At 75.4% G+C, this 18,562-nt stretch carries 16 protein-coding genes and 1 pseudogene; 10 read left to right on the plus strand and 7 right to left on the minus strand.

The features are described from left to right. Position 1 precedes the first annotated feature (1 nt). A complete protein-coding gene (locus GTQ99_RS07935) occupies positions 2–421 on the minus strand; it encodes a MarR family transcriptional regulator (RefSeq protein ID WP_166615204.1) in 420 nt (139 codons plus the stop codon). 75 nt (positions 422–496) lie between these two features. On the opposite strand from GTQ99_RS07935, the gene GTQ99_RS07940 reads away from it, so the two are divergent. Both GTQ99_RS07940 and GTQ99_RS07945 read left to right on the plus strand, forming a co-directional pair. Then, positions 497–1,540: an FAD-dependent oxidoreductase gene (locus GTQ99_RS07940; RefSeq protein ID WP_166615205.1), complete on the plus strand. Its 1,044-nt coding sequence runs from the start codon at positions 497–499 to the stop codon at positions 1,538–1,540. Between the two features lie 53 nt (positions 1,541–1,593). Further along, positions 1,594–2,070, plus strand: a complete 477-nt coding sequence (locus GTQ99_RS07945; RefSeq protein WP_166615215.1) for an NUDIX hydrolase — start codon at positions 1,594–1,596, stop codon at positions 2,068–2,070. Positions 2,071–2,078: 8 nt separating this feature from the next. Here the strand turns inward: GTQ99_RS07945 and GTQ99_RS07950 are convergent, their stop codons facing one another. Both GTQ99_RS07950 and GTQ99_RS07955 read right to left on the minus strand, forming a co-directional pair. After that, positions 2,079–3,011: an aldo/keto reductase gene (locus GTQ99_RS07950; RefSeq protein ID WP_166615206.1), complete on the minus strand. Its 933-nt coding sequence runs from the start codon at positions 3,009–3,011 to the stop codon at positions 2,079–2,081. A gap of 2 nt (positions 3,012–3,013) precedes the next feature. Next, complete coding sequence (locus GTQ99_RS07955; protein WP_166615207.1) at positions 3,014–3,874, minus strand: aldo/keto reductase; 861 nt, start codon at positions 3,872–3,874, stop codon at positions 3,014–3,016. 88 nt (positions 3,875–3,962) lie between these two features. Here GTQ99_RS07955 and GTQ99_RS07960 point away from each other — a divergent pair, with 88 nt between their 5' ends. Next, entirely contained in the window at positions 3,963–4,940 is a 978-nt protein-coding gene (locus tag GTQ99_RS07960; RefSeq protein WP_338074801.1) for a LysR family transcriptional regulator, read from the plus strand. Here GTQ99_RS07960 and GTQ99_RS07965 read toward each other — a convergent pair. Both GTQ99_RS07965 and GTQ99_RS07970 read right to left on the minus strand, forming a co-directional pair. Next, entirely contained in the window at positions 4,871–5,695 is an 825-nt protein-coding gene (locus tag GTQ99_RS07965) for a methyltransferase domain-containing protein (protein WP_338074802.1), read from the minus strand. The genes GTQ99_RS07960 and GTQ99_RS07965 overlap by 70 nt on opposite strands. After that, the gene (locus tag GTQ99_RS07970; protein WP_166615208.1) at positions 5,692–6,312 is read right to left on the minus strand and encodes a DedA family protein; all 621 of its coding nucleotides are present in this window, start codon (positions 6,310–6,312) and stop codon (positions 5,692–5,694) included. Before GTQ99_RS07970 ends, GTQ99_RS07965 begins: the two co-directional genes overlap by 4 nt. 95 nt (positions 6,313–6,407) lie before the next feature. On the opposite strand from GTQ99_RS07970, the gene GTQ99_RS07975 reads away from it, so the two are divergent. The 6 genes from GTQ99_RS07975 (at position 6,408) to recO (ending at position 14,139) form a co-directional block, all read left to right on the plus strand. Beyond that, entirely contained in the window at positions 6,408–6,836 is a 429-nt protein-coding gene (locus tag GTQ99_RS07975; protein ID WP_166615209.1) for a MerR family transcriptional regulator, read from the plus strand. An 87-nt stretch (positions 6,837–6,923) separates the two neighbouring features. After that, on the plus strand, positions 6,924–7,922 hold the full coding sequence (locus tag GTQ99_RS07980) for an aldo/keto reductase (RefSeq protein WP_166615210.1): 999 nt from the start codon (positions 6,924–6,926) through the stop codon (positions 7,920–7,922). A gap of 105 nt (positions 7,923–8,027) precedes the next feature. Continuing rightward, positions 8,028–9,506: an NCS2 family permease gene (locus GTQ99_RS07985; RefSeq protein ID WP_166615211.1), complete on the plus strand. Its 1,479-nt coding sequence runs from the start codon at positions 8,028–8,030 to the stop codon at positions 9,504–9,506. A 205-nt stretch (positions 9,507–9,711) separates the two neighbouring features. Next, positions 9,712–11,460, plus strand: coding sequence for a 2-isopropylmalate synthase (gene leuA / locus GTQ99_RS07990; protein WP_166615212.1), 1,749 nt, complete (start codon positions 9,712–9,714; stop codon positions 11,458–11,460). Positions 11,461–11,594: 134 nt separating this feature from the next. Next, entirely contained in the window at positions 11,595–13,205 is a 1,611-nt protein-coding gene (locus tag GTQ99_RS26725; RefSeq protein ID WP_166615213.1) for a diguanylate cyclase, read from the plus strand. A gap of 70 nt (positions 13,206–13,275) precedes the next feature. Further along, positions 13,276–14,139, plus strand: a complete 864-nt coding sequence (gene recO, locus GTQ99_RS08000) for a DNA repair protein RecO (protein WP_338074803.1) — start codon at positions 13,276–13,278, stop codon at positions 14,137–14,139. 4 nt (positions 14,140–14,143) lie between these two features. On the opposite strand, the gene GTQ99_RS08005 is transcribed toward recO, so the two are convergent. Next, the gene (locus tag GTQ99_RS08005; protein ID WP_166615214.1) at positions 14,144–14,704 is read right to left on the minus strand and encodes a histidine phosphatase family protein; all 561 of its coding nucleotides are present in this window, start codon (positions 14,702–14,704) and stop codon (positions 14,144–14,146) included. Positions 14,705–14,877: 173 nt separating this feature from the next. On the opposite strand from GTQ99_RS08005, the pseudogene GTQ99_RS08010 reads away from it, so the two are divergent. Then, positions 14,878–15,594: pseudogene (locus GTQ99_RS08010) on the plus strand (isoprenyl transferase); the annotation flags it as partial. 30 nt (positions 15,595–15,624) lie between these two features. Here GTQ99_RS08010 and ppc read toward each other — a convergent pair. Beyond that, the gene (gene ppc / locus GTQ99_RS08015) at positions 15,625–18,444 is read right to left on the minus strand and encodes a phosphoenolpyruvate carboxylase (protein ID WP_338074804.1); all 2,820 of its coding nucleotides are present in this window, start codon (positions 18,442–18,444) and stop codon (positions 15,625–15,627) included. Positions 18,445–18,562 lie beyond the last annotated feature (118 nt).

Here is an 18,562-nt window from a genome sequence, read left to right on the forward strand (position 1 = left end):
GTCACCGGTTCAGCTCCTCGAGGACGGCGGCGAAGCGCCGCAGGTCGGTGGTGGGCAGGGTGCCCAGGTGCCGCGACAGCTCGGCCTCGGCGGTGCGCTCGGCGGCGGCCAGCAGCTCGCGCCCGGCGGCGGTGGGCCGCAGCAGGGAGGAGCGGCGGTCCTCGGGGTTGCTGCGCCGCTCGCACAGCCGCGCCGCCTCCAGCCGGTCGACGAGCTTGCTGATCCCGCCGACGGTGACCTCCAGGTCGCCGGCGAGGTCCTGGACGCGGCAGGGCCGCCCGCCCTCGTCGCGGCGGGCGATGGAGCGCAGGACCTGGAAGCGGGCCACGGGCAGCTCGTGGGCGGTGCGCAGGGCCGCGTCGACGGCGTTCCACAGCTGGATCTGGACCTTCACGAGCAGGTCGAAGGTGTCGGTGAGCACCCGTGGAAGTTACCACGGATGAATCTTCCATGGAAACCATTTCGACGGGGCGGCGGGAGCGCGTACCGTCGCAGCGTGCAGGGGAGCGCTGTGGTCGTCGGTGGCGGCATCGCCGGGCTGGCGGTGGCCCGGGCCCTGCTCGCGGGCGGCTGGGACGTGCAGGTGCGCGAGCGCGCCGCGGCCGCGCCGAGCACGGGCGCCTCGCTGGGCATGTGGCCGCACGCCGTCGCCGCCCTGGAGCAGCTGGGCCTGCGGGACCTCGTGCGCGCCGGCACGGTCGCCGCGAGCTCGGGGGAGCTGCTGCGCCCCGACGGCCGCCGACTGGTCCACCTCGAACCGCCGGGACCGGCACGCCTGGTCGCTCGCCCGCAGCTGCTGGCCGCGCTGGCCGAGGGGCTGCCGCCCGGGGTGCTGCGCTGGGGCGCGCCCGCGCTCTCGGCGGCCGAGCTGCCCGCCGCGGACGTCCTCGTCGCCGCCGACGGCGTCGGCAGCGTCGTGCGCCGCGACGTCTTCGGCCCGGCGAGCGCGCCGCGGCCGCTGGGCACCGTCGCGGTGCGCGGCACGGCGGACGTGCCGCCCGCCGGGATGAGCGAGACGTGGGGCGCGGGGCGGATGTTCGGCACCACCGCCCGCCTGGACGGGCGCACCAACGTCTACGCCTGCTTCCGCTCCGCGCTGGCCGCGCCGGCCGAGGCCGCCGATCCGCAGGAGCTGCTGCGGCGCGTCTTCGCCGGCTGGCACGCCGGGGTCGTGGAGACGGTCGAGCACCTGCAGCCCGACTCCCTCGACGTGCGGCCCCTGCTGGACCTGCGCCCGCTGCGCAGCACCGTCCGCGGCACCACCGTGCTCGTGGGCGACGCCGCGCACGCGATGGCGCCCAACCTCGGCCGCGGGGCCTGCGAGTCCCTCGTGGACGCCGTCGTGCTGGCCCGCCACCTGGTGGCCGCCCCCGACGTGGCGACCGCGCTGCGCGGCTACGACCGCGAGCGCCGCCGCCCCGCGGCGCGGCTGGTGCGGGCCTCCCGGCTGCTGAACCGGGTGAGCACCGCCGAGCACCTGACCGGCCTGCGCGACGGCGCGCTGGCCCTCACCGGCCGGGTCCTCGCCGGGCGGCGCTGAGCGCGCCCGCGCGGCGGGTGCGGCGGGTGCGGCGGGTGCGGCACACTGCCGCCGTGGGGGTGCGGCGCAGCGCGGGGGTCCTGCTGCACCGGCGCGGCGCCGAGGGCGGCCGCGAGGTGCTGCTGGGGCACATGGGCGGGCCGTTCTGGGCCCGCAAGGACGAGCGCGCCTGGTCGATCCCCAAGGGGGAGCCCGAGGAGGGCGAGGACCTGCTGGCCACCGCGCTGCGCGAGTTCGCCGAGGAGCTCGGCTCCCCGGTGCCGGCGGTGGAGCTGACGCCGCTGGGGGAGTTCCGCCAGTCCGGCGGCAAGGTCGTCACCGTCTGGGCCGCCGAGGGGGACCTGGACGTCACCACCGTGCGCGGCGGGACGTTCGCGCTGGAGTGGCCGCCGCGCTCGGGCCGGGTGCAGGAGTTCCCCGAGGTCGACCGGGCGGCGTGGTTCGCGCCCGAGCAGGCGCGGGTCAAGCTCGTCGCCGGCCAGGTGCCCGCGCTGGAGCGGTTGCTGGAGCACCTGGCCGGCGACGGCTGAGCCGGGGGTCAGGGGACGGTGTACCCCGCGGCGCGGAACAGCTCGTACCACTCCGCGCGCGTCAGCGGCAGGTCGGAACCCCGCGCCGCGGCGGCGACCCGCTCGGGGTTCGTCGTGCCGAGCACGACCTGCATGCCCGCCGGGTGGCGGGTGATCCACGCGGTGGCGACCGCCAGCTTCGGCACGTCGTACTGCGCCGCCAGCCGGTCCAGCACGGCGTTCAGCTCCGGGTAGCGCGGGTCATCGAGGAACACCCCGTCGAAGAACCCGGCCTGGAACGGCGACCACGCCTGCACGGTGATGTCGTTGAGGCGGCAGTAGTCCAGCAGGCCGGCGTCGCGGGAGATCGACTGGTCCAAGCCCTGCATGTTCGCCGCCACCCCCTGCGCCACCAGCGGGGCGTGGGTGATCGACAGCTGCAGCTGGTTGGCCACCAGCGGCTGGCGCACCGAGCGCTTGAGCAGCTCGATCTGGCCTGGGGTGTGGTTGGAGACGCCGAACGCGCGGACCTTGCCGGCCTCGTGCAGCTCGTCGAAGGCGCGCGCCACCTCGTCGGGTTCGACGAGGGCGTCGGGGCGGTGCAGCAGCAGGACGTCGATGCGGTCGGTGCGCAGCGCCTCCAGCGAGGCGTCCACCGACTCCACGACGTGCTCGTAGGAGAAGTCGAAGTACGGCCCGTCGGGCACGATGCCGCACTTGGTCTGGATCGTCACCGCGTCGCGCTCGGAGGAGCTCAGCGGCACGGCCTCGGCCCAGCGCCGCTCGCAGCGGTGCAGGCCCTGGCCGTAGACGTCGGCGTGGTCGACGAAGGTGATGCCGGCGTCGCGGGCGGTGGTCCACAGGGTGCGGACCTCCTCGTCGGACATGTCGACGATGCGCATGAGGCCGAGGACGACGTTGGGCACCTGCAGACCGGTGGTGCCCAGGGGGACGGTCCGCACGCTCACGCCTCCGACAGCTTCGCGACCTCGTCCGCGCTCAGCGCGAGCTCGGCGGCGCGGGCGGAGTCGGTGATGCTCTGCGGGCGCGAGGCGCCCGGGATCGGCAGGACGACCGGGGCCAGCGCGAGCTGCCAGGCGAGGGCGACCTGCTGGACGCTCACGCCGTGGGCGTCGGCGACCTCCTGGAAGGCGGCGTGCCGGCTGCCGAGCTCGCCGGCGTTGGTGATGCCGCCCAGCGGGCTCCACGGCAGGAACGCGATGCCGAGCTGCGCGCAGTGCTCCAGCTCGCCCTGGCTGGAGCGGAAGGCGGGGGAGAACTGGTTCTGCACGGAGACCAGCCGGCCGCCGAGCACCTCGTTGGCCTCGTCGATCTGCGCGACGTCGGCGTTGGAGATCCCGGCGAGCTGGATCACGCCCTCGTCGAGCAGGTCGCGCAGCGCGCCGACGGACTCCGCGTAGGGGACGTCCGGGTCGGGGCGGTGGAACTGGTAGAGGCCGACGGCCTCCACGCCCAGCCGCTTCGCGGAGGCCTTCGCGGCCTCCTTGAGGTAGGCGGGGTCGCCGTTCTTCGTCCAGGAACCGTCGCCGGGGCGCAGGTGCCCGCCCTTGGTGGCGACGAGGACCTGCGAGGCGTCGCCGCCCCAGCTGCGCAGGGCCTCGGCGATGAGCTCCTCGTTGTGGCCGACCTCGTCGGCGTCGCGGTGGTAGGCGTCGGCGGTGTCGATGAGCGTCACCCCGGCGTCCAGGGCGGCGTGGATCGTGGCGAGGCTGCGCTCGCGGTCGGGGCGGCCCTCGATCGACATCGGCATGCCGCCGAGGCCGATCGCGGAGACCGAACGGGTTCCGAGGCTTCGTTGCTCCATGGCGGCGACCCTACGAACGCCGCATCCAGGAGTCCAACGATCCTTCCTTCTGCGATCCACGAGCTCCGCTTCTGGATACGGTGCGCGGGTGGACCTGCGCCAGATGGAGTACCTCGTCGCCCTCGCCGACGAGCGGCAGTTCACCCGCGCCGCCGCCCTCACCGGGGTCTCGCAGTCGGGGTTGTCGGCGGCGATCCGCACCCTGGAGGACGAGCTGGGCACCAGCCTGTTCCGGCGCACCTCGCGGCGGGTGGAGCCGACCGACGCCGGGCTGGCGCTGCTGCCGCACGCGCGCTCGATGCTCGAGCTGGCCACGGCCGCGCGCGACGCCGTCGTGCAGGCCACCCGCGCGCTGTCGGGGACCCTGCGCGTGGGCGCCGAGCAGTGCCTGGGGCTGGTCGACGTCTGCGCGCTGCTGGAGCGCTTCCACCGCCGCTTCCCGCAGGTGGAGATCTCCTTCGTCCAGGCCGGCTCGCACGACCTGCTGGCGCAGGTGCGCGACGGCGAGCTCGACGTCGCCCTCGTCGCCACCACCGAGCACCTGGGCGCCGTGACGGCCACCGAGCTGGGGCGCGAGCCCCTCGTGCTGCTCGCCCCGCCGGCCTCGGCCCTGGCCGCGCGCGCCGAGGTGGCCTGGGCCGACCTCGCCGACGCCGCCTTCATCGACCTGCAGCCCTCGTGGGGGGTGCGCACCCTGGGCGACGGGGCCTGCGCCGCGCACGGCGTGCACCGCCGGGTGCGCTTCACCGTCGGCGACGTGCACACCCTGCTCGACCTCGTCGGCCGCGGGCTGGGCGCGGCGATCGTGCCCCGCCACGTGGCCGCCAAGCCGCAGGCCGCCGGCCTGGGCGTCGCCGCGATGCCCGCGGACGCGCCGCCGTGGGTGGTCTCCGTGGTCACCGGCGCCCGCGAGCGCGCCGGCTCCCCGGCCCCGCACCTGCTGGAGCTGCTGGAGACCGGGGGCGAGCAGGGCCCGCGCGATCAGGGCCTGCGGGATCAGGGCCTGCGCGAGACCGCGAACGTGCGCAGGAACGGCAGCGGCGTGCCCCAGGGGCGGGCGGGGTAGGCCTCGCGCAGCAGCGCGCCGCACTCGCGCTCGAACTCGGCGGCGGAGGCCGCGTCCAGCGCCTGCAGCACCGGGCGCAGCGCGGTGCCGCGCACCCACTCCAGCACCGGGTCGGGACCGGCCAGCACGTGCTGGTACTCCGTCTGCCACACGTCCGCCTCCAGCCCCGCGCCGAGCAGCAGCTCCAGGTACTCCCCGGGCGCGGCGACGGACTCCGTCCCGCGCAGCACCCCGGCGAGGCGGTGCCGCCACGGCGGGGAGGCCGCCAGCTCGCGCAGCAGCCGGTGCGAGGGGGCCGCGAAGTTGCTGGGCACCTGGAAGGCCAGCCAGCCGCCCGCCGGCAGCTGCTCCGCCCAGCGGCGCAGCAGCTCCAGGTGCCCGGGGACCCACTGCAGGACGGCGTTGCTCACGAGCACGTCGACACCGCTGGCGTCGACGTCCTCCGCGCGCCCCTCGGCGAACTGCACGCCGTCGCCCGGCGGTGCCCCCGCCGCGGCCGCCGCCACCATCTCCGGGGAGGAGTCGACGCCGCGCACCCGCGCACCCGGCCAGCGCCGCGCCAGCGAGCGGGTCAGCTCCCCCGAGCCGCAGCCGACGTCGACGACGAGGCGGGGTTCCTGCGCGCCGACCCGGGCGAGCAGGTCGCCGAAGGGGCGGCTGCGCGGTGCGGAGAAGCGGGCGTACTGCTGCGGGTCCCAGCGCGGCGAGCCCACCGCGGGCTCCCCGCCGGGGCCGGCGCCGGGCCTGCGCGTCACGACCGCCCACCGGGGGAGCGGCGGGCGCGCAGCAGCTCCAGGGCCACGGGCACCAGGGACACGAGCACGACCACGGCGATGATCGGCAGCAGGTAGGCGTCGATGCCGGGGATGCGCTGCCCGAGCAGGTGACCGGCCAGCACCACGCCGAGCGACCACACCAGCCCACCGGCCACCTGCCACAGCGCGAAGCGCCGGGCCGGCACGCCCACGGCCCCGGCCAGCGGGTTCAGCAGGGTGCGCACGACCGGGATGAAGCGCGCCAGGACGATCGCACGGCCGTGGCCGTAGCGCTCGAGCAGCTCGCGCGAGCGCCGCAGGCCCGCGGCCCGGCGGGGGTGGCCCGGCCGCTCCAGCACGCGGGGGCCGGCGGCGCGGCCGATGAGGTACCCCGTCTGCGCCCCCGCCAGCGCCCCCGCGGCGGCCGCCACGAGCACCGGCACCAGGTCGAGGTGGGTGCTCCCGCTCGTGGCGGACAGCAGCCCCGCGGTGAAGAGCAGCGAGTCGCCGGGCAGGAAGAAGCCGACGAGCAGCCCCGTCTCGGCGAAGAGCACCACGAAGACGCCCACGGCGCCGAACGTCGACAGCAGGTGGGTGGGGTCCAGCAAGGAGGTCATCGGGTCCTCGGTCCTCGGGGCGGGTTCGCGCCACCAGCGTGCCCGCGGCACCCCGCTCCGGCGCGGCGGGGGCCGGCAGGGGCCACACTGCGCGGGTGAGCACCGACACGCGCACGAGCGCGGGCAGCGGCGCGGACGCGGGCACCGCCTCCCTCTCCATCGCCGAGGCCGCCGACCGGCTCGGGCTGAGCACGCACGCGCTGCGCTACTACGAGACCGAGGGCCTGCTCGTCGGCGCGCCCGCGCGCACCCCCGCCGGCCGCCGCCGCTACGACGAGCAGGACCTGCGCTGGATCGTGCTGGTGCAGCGGCTGCGGGCCACCGGCATGCCGGTGCGCGAGGTCCGCGAGTACGCCCGGCTGTGCCGGGAGGGCGCCGGCAACGAGCAGCAGCGCCTGGCGCTGCTGCGCGCCCACCGCGAGCGCGTCCTGGCCCAGCTCGCCGAGGTGAGCGGCCACCTCGGCGCGGTCACCGCCAAGATCGAGCTGTACGAGGGCACCGTCGGCACCGTCGGCGACCGCTGAGCGCCCCGCCGCCCGGCGAGGGCCCCGCGGGGGTCTCACGGGGTCCCGGTTGACTTCGAGCGCGCTCGAAGTCGGAGGCTGGGGTCCATGAGCTACCCGCACCGCACCCTCGGCAGCGCCGCGAACGGCACCGCCCTCGACGTCTCCGCCCAGGGCCTGGGCTGCATGGGCATGAGCGAGTTCTACGGCCCCGGCGACGAGCAGGAGTCGCTGGCCACCATCGGCGCGGCCCTCGACGCCGGCATCACCCTGCTCGACACCGCCGACATGTACGGCCCCTTCACCAACGAGCAGCTCGTCGGGCGGGCGATCGCCGGCCGCCGCGAGGAGGTCGTCCTCGCCACGAAGTTCGGCAACGAGCGGCGCCCCGACGGCACCCGCCGCGTCAACGGCCGCCCCGAGTACGTGCGCGCGGCCTGCGAGGCGAGCCTGCAGCGCCTGGGCGTCGACGTCATCGACCTCTACTACCAGCACCGGGTCGACACCACCGTCCCCGTCGAGGAGACCTGGGGGGCGATGGCCGAGCTCGTGCGGGCCGGCAAGGTGCGCCACCTGGGCATCAGCGAGGCCGCCCCCGGGACGATCCGCCGCGCGCACGCCACCCACCCGGTGACGGCGCTGCAGACGGAGTGGTCGCTGTGGACGCGCGACGTGGAGACCGACGGCGTCCTGGACACCGTGCGCGAGCTGGGCATCGGCTTCGTCGCCTACTCCCCGCTGGGCCGCGGCTTCCTGTCCGGCGCCATCCGCAGCGTCGACGACCTCGCCGAGGACGACTTCCGCCGCGCCAACCCGCGCTTCCAGGGCGAGGCCTTCGCCCGCAACCTGCAGCTGGTCGACGAGGTGCGCGCGCTCGCGGCCGCCAAGGGCGTCTCCGCGGGGCAGGTCGCGCTGGCCTGGCTGCTGGCCCAGGGCCTCGACGTCGTGCCCATCCCCGGCACCAAGCGGCGCGGCTACCTGGCCGAGAACGCGGCCGCCGTGCGGGTGGAGCTGAGCGCGGACGAGCTCGCCCACCTCGAGCGGGTCCTGCCGGTGGGCGCCGGCGCCGGGGACCGCTACCCGGACATGAGCACCGTCCGCCGCTGACGCGCGGTGGTCCGGCGGGGGGTGCGGACTCTGGCAGGATCCGCAGCGGCCTCGACGTCGCGGCCGACCCTCGTCCGACCTGCTCGACCACGCCCGAGGTGCTCGATGGCCACCCACACCCAGCCCACCCGCCGACCCTCGGCGGTCGACCGCTACTTCCAGATCAGCGAGCGCGGCTCCACCGTGGCCCGGGAGGTCCGCGGCGGCCTCGCGACCTTCTTCACGATGGCCTACATCGTCGTGCTCAACCCGCTGATCATCGGCACCCAGCCCGACAGCACCGGCTCCTTCCTCGGCGGCGGCAGCGCTCCCGACCTCGCGGCCGTCGCCGCCGCCACCGCGCTCACCGCCGGCGTCGTGACGATCCTCATGGGAGCGGTGGCCAACTACCCGCTCGCGCTGGCCAGCGGGCTGGGCCTGAACGCCTTCGTCGCCTTCGGCATCGCGGGGCTGCCCCGCATGACGTGGGCCGACGCGATGGGGCTGGTCGTCCTCGAGGGGCTGATCATCCTCGTCCTCGTGCTCACCGGCTTCCGCGAGGCCGTCTTCCACGCGGTGCCCGCGCAGCTGAAGACGGCCATCAGCGTCGGCATCGGCCTGTTCATCACCATCGTCGGCCTCGTCGACGCGGGCTTCGTGCGCTCCGGCAGCGGCACGCCGCTGGAACTGGGCATCGGCGGCTTCCTCGCCGGCTGGCCCACGCTCGTCTTCGTCGTCGGGCTGCTGCTCATCGTCGTGCTCATGGCGCGCGGGGTGCGCGGCGCCATCCTCGGCGGCATCGTGGCGGCCACCGCGCTCGCCGTCGTCGTGGAGGCCGTGGCCCACCTGGGTCCGCGCACCGGCGCCGACGGCGAGGTGCGCGACCCGGCCGCCTGGGGCCTGAACGTGCCGGCCCTGCCGGAGTCCTGGATCGCCACCCCCGACTTCTCGCTGCTGGGGCAGTTCGACCTGCTCGGCTCCTTCGGGCGCATCGGCGCCGTCAGCGTCCTGCTGCTCGTCTTCACGCTCCTGCTCGCCGACTTCTTCGACACGATGGGGACGATGGTCGCCATCGGCAAGGAGGGCGACCTGCTGGACGCCGAGGGCAACCCGCCGCGGATGCGGCGCATCCTCGTCGTCGACTCCGTCGCCGCGGCCGCCGGCGGTGCGGCCGGGGTCTCCAGCAACACCAGCTACATCGAGTCCGCGACCGGTGTCGGCGAGGGCGCCCGCACGGGCCTGGCCAGCGTCGTCACGGGGATCGCGTTCCTGCTGACGACCTTCCTGGCCCCCGTCGTCGCGATCGTGCCCTACGAGGCGGCCACCCCCGCGCTGGTCGTCGTGGGCTTCCTCATGATGACCCAGGTCAAGGGCATCGACTGGGACGACGTGGAGATCGCGCTGCCGGCGTTCCTGACCATCGTGCTCATGCCGTTCACCTACTCGATCAGCGCGGGCATCGGTGCCGGCTTCATCGCCTTCGTCGTCCTCAAGGTCGCCCGCGGCAAGGCCCGCCTGGTGCACCCGCTGCTGTGGGTCGTCGCGCTGCTGTTCGTCCTCTACTTCGCCATCGACCCGGTGAAGGACCTGCTCGGCGCGAGCTGAGCGCACCGCCCCGCCGCCGCCCCCACCGCCGCGCCACCGGCAGACCGGCGGGGCAGCGGCGGTGGGGGTACGGTGGTGCCGTGGCACGCCTGGAGAACCTCCTCCTTCGTCGCCGCGGCGGGGCCAGCTAGGCCGGTCCCCCCGTCGCGGGACCTCGTCGTGCGCGCCGGCCGCCACCGCAGCCCCGCCCCGTGAGGAGAAGACCGTGCGCAACACCCAGACGCCGTCCGCGATGCCGTTCCACCGCTACCGGCCGTTCCACGAGCAGATCACCGTCGACCTGCCCGACCGCACCTGGCCCACCAAGCGCATCACCCGGGCGCCGCGCTGGTGCGCGGTGGACCTGCGCGACGGCAACCAGGCCCTCATCGACCCGATGAACTCCGAGCGCAAGCTGCGGATGTTCAAGCTGCTCGTCGACATGGGCTTCAAGGACGTCGAGGTCGGCTTCCCCTCGGCCAGCCAGACCGACTTCGACTTCGTGCGCACGCTCATCGAGCAGGACCTCATCCCCGACGACGTGCGCATCCAGGTGCTGACGCAGGCGCGCGAGCACCTCATCGAGCGCACCTACGAGTCCCTGCGCGGCGCGAAGCAGGCGATCGTCCACCTGTACAACTCCACCTCCGTGCTGCAGCGGCGCGTGGTGTTCGGCATGGACGAGGACGGCATCGTCGACTTGGCGCTGCAGGGGGCGCGGCTGTGCCGCAAGTTCGAGGAGACCATCCCCGGCACGACCGTCTACTACGAGTACTCCCCGGAGTCGTACACCGGCACCGAGCTGGAGTTCGCCGCCCGCATCTGCAACGAGGTGCTGGAGGTCTTCCAGCCCACGCCGGAGCGCAAGGTCATCGTGAACCTGCCCGCCACGGTGGAGATGACCACGCCCAACGTCTACGCCGACTCCATCGAGTGGATGTCGCGGCACCTGCACCACCGCGAGGACGTGATCCTCTCCCTGCACCCGCACAACGACCGGGGCACCGGCGTCGCGGCCGCCGAGCTGGGCTACCTGGCCGGGGCCGACCGCATCGAGGGCTGCCTGTTCGGCAACGGCGAGCGCACCGGCAACGTCGACCTCGTCACGCTGGGCATGAACCTGTTCAGCCAGGGCATCGACCCGCAGATCGACTTCTCCGACATCGACCACGTCCGCCGCACCGTCGAGCACTGCAACCAGCTGCCCGTCGGCGAGCGCGTCCCCTACGGCGGCGACCTCGTCTTCACGGCCTTCTCCGGCTCCCACCAGGACGCCATCAAGAAGGGCCTGGAGGCCATGGAGCGCGAGGCGGCGGCCGCCGGCAAGGGCGTCGACGAGATGGAGTGGGCGGTGCCGTACCTGCCCATCGACCCCAAGGACGTCGGGCGCAGCTACGAGGCCGTCATCCGGGTGAACTCCCAGTCCGGCAAGGGCGGGGTGGCCTACCTGCTCAAGGCCGAGCACCAGCTGGACCTGCCGCGCCGGCTGCAGATCGAGTTCAGCCGGGTGGTGCAGGAGCGCACCGACGCCCAGGGCGGGGAGGTGTCGGCGTCGCAGATCTTCGGGATCTTCTCCGACGAGTACCTGCCCTCGCCCAGCGGCACCCCCGACTGGGGCCGCTACGCGCTGCGCGCCACCCGCTCGGTGAGCGAGGTCGAGGCCGCCGACTCCCTGGAGGTCGACCTCTTCGACGCCGCCGACGTCGGCCACGAGCTGAAGACGGTCGCCGGCACGGGCAACGGACCCATCGCGGCCTTCTGCGCGGCGATGGCCACCCCGCAGGCCGGTGGCGTGGACGTGCGCGTCCTCGACTACGCCGAGCACGCGCTGTCCGCCGGCGGGGACGCCATGGCCGCCGCCTACGTCGAGTGCGCCGTCGGGAACCGGGTGCTGTGGGGCGTGGGCGTCGACCACAACATCACCACCGCCTCGCTGAAGGCGATCGTCTCGGCCGTCAACCGCGCCCTGCGCTGACCCGCGGGCGCCCCGCCGGGAGCCCCGGGAGGTTGAACGCGCACCCACGACGGGTTCGGTCTCCCATCCCGCCACGGCTTGGTTAAGATCAGTCACCGCCCGTGATCGCGGGTGCGCGCTGATCGGAGGACGCGGTGGGGGCCGAGGTCGAAGCCGTCAGTCCGTTCGGACCGCTGGACCTCCTCGCCGAGTGGGCCCACCGCCTCTACCTCGACGGCTTCGGCGAGCAGGCCGTGCAGGCCAGCCGCGAGGCCCTCGCGCTGTGCGAGGCCGCCGGGGACGAGCGCACCGCCCGCTACCTGCAGTTCATCTGCGGCGTGGCGCTGCACCAGCTGGGCCGCGCCGCCGAGGCCAGCGAGGAGGCCGGCCACCTCCTGCGCCGCCTGGGCGCGGACGCCGACCCGGTCTGGCGCGCCAAGGCGCTGGCCCTGCTCGCGGAGTCGCGCGTCGACCTCGGCATGACGGCCCTGGCGATGGACCACCTCGCCGAGGGGCAGCTCATCGTCACCGCCCAGCCCATCCGCACCTACGACCACCTGTCGGCCACGATGTCGGTGGCGCTGGCCCTCAACGCGCTCGCCCTCTTCGAGCCCGCCGACGAGCTCATGGTGCAGATGCTCGCGCTGAGCTTCCCGCCCGCCCGGGTCCGCCTCAACGTGGTGCAGGAGGCCGCCGTCCTGCAGGTCTCCTGGGCGGCCATGCTCGAGGTCGCCGGCCGCGGCGAGGAGGCCTGGCCGCACTACGGCGCCGCCCTGTCGCGGGTGGCGCGGATGCGCGCCCTGGCCCGCGAGGCCGACTACCCCGAGATGCTCGCCCGCGCGGAGGCGATCGAGGGCTTCGTGCTGCAGCGCACCGGCGAGGCCGCCCTCGGCGAGGCGCGGCTGCGCCCGGCGGTCGCCGCCTTCCGGCTGCGCGAGGAGCTCGCCGAGACCCAGATCGCCCGCATCGCCCTGGCCACCGCCGCCTCCGCGGCCGGTGACCGCAGCGGCGCCGCCGAGCTGCTGGCCGCCGTCCAGCGCGTGTCCAACGCCACCCAGCTCGACGTGTGGGGGCTGGTGGCCCTCGACGCGCGCGCCCGCGGGGCCATCGCCCACGAGGGGCGCAGCGACGCCGTCGAGGCGCTCGAGCGCCTCGCGCAGGTCTCGCTGGCGCGGTTGTGGGAGGACCGCGAGAGCCGCTTCGAGGCGCTGCAGGACCGCGTCCGGCAGCGGGAGATGGCCGAGCAGCACGAGCGCATCGGCCGCGCCGCCCTCGTGGACCCCATGACCGGCCTGGGCAACCGCCGGCGCCTGCAGCAGGTCCTCGAACGCCCCGACCAGCGCTTCGGCGCCGTCCTGCTCGACGTCGACAGCTTCCGCGCCGTCAACGAGGAGCACGGCCACGAGGTCGGCGACACCGTCCTGCGGCGGGTGTCGGACCTGCTGCGCCGCGAGGTCCCCGCCGACGCCGTGCTCGTGCGCTACGGCGGCGACGAGTTCGTCGTCCTGCTGCCGGCCGCGAACGCGGACGCCGTCGGGGCCCGGCGCGAGGGCGGTGCGCCCGCGGCCGGCTCGCCGCGGGCGCTGGCCGAGCGGCTGCTGGAGCTCGTGCGCGAGGAGCCCTGGGGGCAGGTCGCCACCGGCCTGCAGGTGACGGCTTCGGTCGGCTGGGCCGGGCCCGCCGCGGCAGCGCAGGCGCTCGCGGCCGCCGACGCGGCCTGCGCCGCCGCCAAGCGCCGCGGCCGCGACCAGCTCGCCGCCGCCTGAGGCGCGGGCCGCCCGGGCCGCCCGGGCCGGGCGGGGCGGTGGTGTCGGAGGGCGCACCTACAGTGGGCCCGTGGCATCGCGGGGGTCCAGCATCGGAGGGGCGAAGAGCTACCGCGACGAGGCGGTGGTGCTGCGCACCACCAAGCTCGGCGAGGCCGACCGGATCATCACGCTGCTGACCCGCCACGGCGGGCGGGTGCGGGCGGTGGCCAAGGGCGTGCGCCGCACCTCCTCGCGCTTCGGGGCCCGGCTGGAGCCGTTCACCTGCGTCGACGTCCAGCTGCACCGCGGCCGCCAGCTGGACACCGTCACCCAGGTGGAGGTCATCGCCCCCTACGGGCAGGTCCTGGCCGGCGACTACGGCCTCTACACCGTCGGGCACGCGATGCTGGAGACCGCCGAGCGCTTCACCGAGGTCGAGGGCGAGAGCGCCACCCAGCAGTACCTGCTGCTGGTCGGGGCGCTGCGCGCGCTCGCCCGCCGCGAGCACGACGCCCCCCTCGTGCTCGACGCGTTCCTGCTGCGCTCGCTGGCCGTCGCCGGCTACGCCGCCAGCTTCGTCGACTGCGCCCGCTGCGGGGCCGGCGGCCCGCACGCGGCCTTCAACGTCGCCGCGGGCGGAGCGGTGTGCACCTCCTGCCGCCCGCCCGGTTCGGCCGCGCCCGCCCCGGAGACCGTCCGGCTGCTCGCCGCGCTGCTGTCGGGGGACTGGAGCGGCGCCGAGGGGGCCGAGGACCGCTGCCGCCGCGAGGGCAGCGGGCTGGTGGCGGCCTTCCTGCAGTGGCACCTCGAGCGCGGGATCCGCTCGCTGCGCCACGTGGAGCGCACCCCGCCGCCCGCCGGGCCCGCACCGGGAACCGGGCCCGCACCGGGAACCGGGCCGGTGCCGGTGGGTCTGGTCCTGCCGGGGTGGCCGGTCCCCTCCGCGGGCTGAGCGCTCAGCCCAGGGGGGCGAGCGACCCCTGCTCCAGCAGCCGCCAGTCCTGGTCCGTGCCCTCCAGCAGCACCCTCGAGGCGTTGCCCAGCCGGGGCACCTGCACCCCGGCGAGCCCCTCGACGGCGGCCCGGATGAAGGTGCCGTGGCAGACGATCAGCAGGTGCTCGTCCGGGTGGCTCGCGCGCAGCCGCCGCACGGCGCCGCCCGCCCGGGCCACCAGGTCCTCCCACGCCTCCGTGCCGGGGCGCTCGCCGGCCGGGTAGCGCTGCGCGATCTCCTCGCGGTCCATGCCCTCGGCCTCGCCGAAGTCGCGCTCGACGAGGTCGTCGTCGGCGGGCAGCAGCGGGATCCCCAGCCGCTCGGCGAGCAGCTGCGCGGTCTCGCGCGCCCGCGACAGCGGGGAGGGCACCACCAGCGTCCAGCCGTCGTCGGCGATCGCCTCGGCGAGGGCGCGGGCCTGCGCGCGCCCGGTGTCGTTGAGGGGGACGTCGCTGCGGCCCTGCAGGCGGCCGTCGCGGTTCCAGTCGGTCTCGCCGTGGCGGACCAGGGCTGTGCGCGTCACGCCGCGATCCTGCCACCTGGCACCCTGGTGCGGTGCCAGGACCTGCTCGCCGAACGCTCCGCGGCCGCTCGGCCGCACCCGCGACCACGCCCGGGACGCCGGGGACGCCGGGGACCACGCCGGGGACGGTCGTCCCGCCGCCGCCGCACCCCTCCGGGGCGCGCGCGCCGCAGCTGCCGCCGGACCTGGTCCCCGCTCACGTCGCGATCGTCATGGACGGCAACGGCCGCTGGGCCAACCAGCGCGGGCTGCCGCGCAACGAGGGGCACAAGCGGGGGGAGGCGGCGCTGCTGGACGTCGTCGCCGGGGCCATCGAGGTCGGCGTGAAGCACGTGTCGGCGTGGGCGTTCTCCACGGAGAACTGGAAGCGCAGCCCCGACGAGGTCCGCTTCCTCATGGGCTTCAACCGCGACGTGATCCGCCGCCGCCGCGACGAGATGAACTCCTGGGGGGTGCGCGTGCGCTGGGCCGGGCGCCGTCCCCGCCTGTGGCGCAGCGTCATCGCCGAGCTGGAGGCGGCCGAGGAGCTGACAAGGGGCAACACGGTCTGCACCCTGACGATGTGCGTGAACTACGGCGGGCGCGCGGAGCTGGCCGACGCCGCCCGCGCCCTGGCCCTGGACGTCGCGGCCGGGCGGGTGAACCCCGACAGGATCGACGAGCGCGTGCTGGCGCGCTACCTCGACGAGCCCGACATGCCCGACGTGGACCTGTTCTGGCGCTCCTCCGGGGAGCAGCGCACCTCGGGCTTCCTGCCGTGGCAGTCCACCTATGCCGAGATGGTGTTCTCCGACGTGCTGTGGCCGGACGTGGACCGGCGTTCGCTGTGGGCGGCGGTCGAGACGTACGCCCGGCGCGAGCGCCGCTACGGCGGGGCGCTGGACGCGCCCCAGCCCCTGGACCCGCTCGGCGGGCCGTCCTCAGCCGGTGTTGCGCATCCCGGCGGCGATCCCGTTGATCGTCAGCAGCAGCGCCCGGCGCAGCGCCGGGTCGACGGCCTCGCCGCTGGCGCGCGAGCGGGCCAGCAGCGAGACCTGCAGCGCGTGCAGCGGGGCCAGGTAGGCGTCGCGCAGCTCCAGGGTCCGCTTGAGCACCGGCGCGGACTGCAGCAGCTCGTCCTGGCCGGTGAGCAGCAGCACCTCCTCCAGCGTGCGGGCGTGCTCGGCGCGGATCGCCTCGAACGCGCCCCGGTCGCCGGGGGCCACGAGCTCCTCGACGTAGTGCGCGGCGATGCCCAGGTCGGTCTTGGCCAGCGTCATCTGCACGTTGGAGACGAAGCTGCGGAAGAAGGCCCAGTCGGCGAACATCTCGCGCAGCGCGTCCGCGCGGCCGGCCTCGCGCGCGGCCCGCAGGCCCGAGCCGACGCCGAACCAGCCGGGGACGTTGATCCGGCTCTGCGTCCAGCCGAACACCCAGGGGATCGCCCGCAGGTCCTCCAGGCCGCCGGTCCCGCCGGGGCGGCGCGAGGGGCGCGAGCCGATGTTGAGGTTGCCGAGCTCCTCCACCGGGGTGGCGGTGAGGAAGAACGGCACCAGGCCCGGGTCGCGCACCAGCGCCCGGTAGGCCTCCTGGCCCTTGGCGGCCACGAGGTCCATCGTGACGTCCCACGCGTCGAGCACCTCGCGCGGCTGGGAGGAGGCGCGGTGCAGCGTGGAGGCCTCCAGCGCCGCCGACAGCGCGACCTCGAGGTTGTGGCGCGCCAGCCGCGGCTGCACGTACTTGTCGGAGATCACCTCGCCCTGCTCGGTGACCTTGATGGGCCCGTCGAGGGTGCCGTAGGGCTGGGCGAGGATCGCCTCGCCGGTCGGGCCGCCGCCGCGGCCGACGGAACCGCCGCGGCCGTGGAAGAGGCGCAGGGTGACCCCGTGGCGGGCGGCGACGTCGCGCAGCGCGCGTTGGGCGCGGTGGATCTGCCAGCGGGAGGCGGCGATGCCGGCGTCCTTGGAGGAGTCGGAGTAGCCGAGCATGATCTCCTGCACGTCGCCGCGGGCGGCGACGACGCGGCGGTAGGAGGGGTCGCTCAGCAGGCCCTCGAGCAGCTCCTCGGCCGCCTCCAGCTCGGTGACCGTCTCGAACAGCGGCGCGAAGCCGATGCGTGCGACGTCCCGGCCCTCCGAGAGGTCGACGAGGCCGACCTCGCGGGCCAGCACGACGACGGCGAAGAGGTCGTCGATGCCCTGCGTCATCGAGACGATGTAGGTCTCGACCGCGTCGTCGCCGTAGCGGTCCAGCGCCTCGCGGATGGTGGAGAACAGCTGCACCACCTGCGCCGGGGCACCGGTGAGGGTGCGCACGGCGGCGCCGATGAGGGGGCGGTGCCCGGACAGCTCCTTGGACAGCAGCTTGGTGCGGGCGCTGCGGTCCAGGTCGGCGTAGGGGGTGATGAGCTCGCCGAGGCGGTCGTAGATCGCCGCCAGCGCCGCGTGGTGGCGGCCGGCGTGCTCGCGCACGTCCAGCGTCGCCAGCCCGAAGCCGACGGCGCGCACCACCCGCAGCAGCCGCGCCACGGCGCCGTCGGCGACGAGGTCGCCGTCGTTGCGGCGCAGCGACTCCTCGATCATGCGGATCTCGGCGGTGAACTCCTCGACCCCGGTGTAGTCGCGGCCGGGCACGTGCTCGGCGCCCGTGCGCAGCCGCGCCCTCGTGCCCTCCAGGCGGGCCAGGACGTAGGAGAGCTTGAAGCGGTACGGCTCCTCGCCGTTGAGGTGGGCGCGGGCGCCGTGCACCTCGGGCAGCGCGAGGGCGTCCTCGCGCAGCGAGGCCAGCAGCTCCTCGGAGAACCCGACGACCTGGGTGGAGGCCGCCAGCTCGGTGAGCAGGTCGCGGGTGGCGGCCGCGAGCACGTCGATGGCCGCCTCGTGCTGCATGCCGAGCACCTCCAGCGTCACCTCGGGGGTGACGTTGGGGTTGCCGTCGCGGTCGCCGCCGACCCAGCTGCCGAAGCGCAGCGGCTGGGCGTCGGCGGGCAGGTCCAGGCCGATGCTGCGCAGGCCGGTGTCCAGGTCCTCCAGCAGGTCCGGCAGCACCTGGGAGGTGAGGTTGCGCAGGTAGTGCAGCGCCGAGCGGGCCTCGTCGGCCGGTCGCGGGCGCTCCACGCGCAGCTCGTCGGTCTGCCAGAGCAGGTCCACCAGCTCCGCGAGGCGGCGCTGGCCGCGCACGGCGTCGGCGGGGCGCTGCTGGGGGTCCTCGGAGGCCTCGACGATGCTCGTGATGCGCAGCAGCAGGTCCAACACCGAGCGGCGGCTGGACTCCGTCGGGTGCGCCGTGAAGACCGGGCGCAGCTGCAGCCGGCCCAGCACCTCGTTGGTGGTGGCCACGTCCAGCTCGCCGGCGCCCACGGCGCCCGACAGGCGCTCCACCACGGCCGACAGCCCGCCGCTGGAGCGGGTGAGCTCCAGGCCGCGGTGCAGCTGCTCGGAGGCGTTGGCCAGCTGGAAGTAGGCGGTGAACGCCCGCGCCAGCACGATGGCCGTGGCGTCGTCGACGCCCGACAGCAGCCGGGCCAGCTCGGCGCCGTCGTCGGGTTCGCGGGCCAGCGCCCGGACCCGCTCGACGAGGTCGAGCAGCTCGGCGCCCTCGTGGCGGGTCAGCGACTCCCCGAGCAGCTCGCCCAGGCGGCGCACCGAGGCCCGCAGCGCGGCGTGGCCCTCGTCGGAGGACACCCCGTCCAGGGTGAGGGCGTGCCCGCCGCCCCCGCCGTCCCGGGTGCCGTCCCTGGCCACCTGCGTGTACGTGCTCACGGGCTCGCCTCGCCTCCCTGCCGGTGCTCGAGGGTCGACGCTGACTCCACGTGCACGTCCGTCTGCTGCCGTCCGCCCTCCGCCGGGGCGACGGGGGCAGTCTTGCGCGTCCGCGCCC

The organism is Kineococcus vitellinus (assembly GCF_009906315.1).
Taxonomy (GTDB): domain Bacteria; phylum Actinomycetota; class Actinomycetes; order Actinomycetales; family Kineococcaceae; genus Kineococcus; species Kineococcus vitellinus.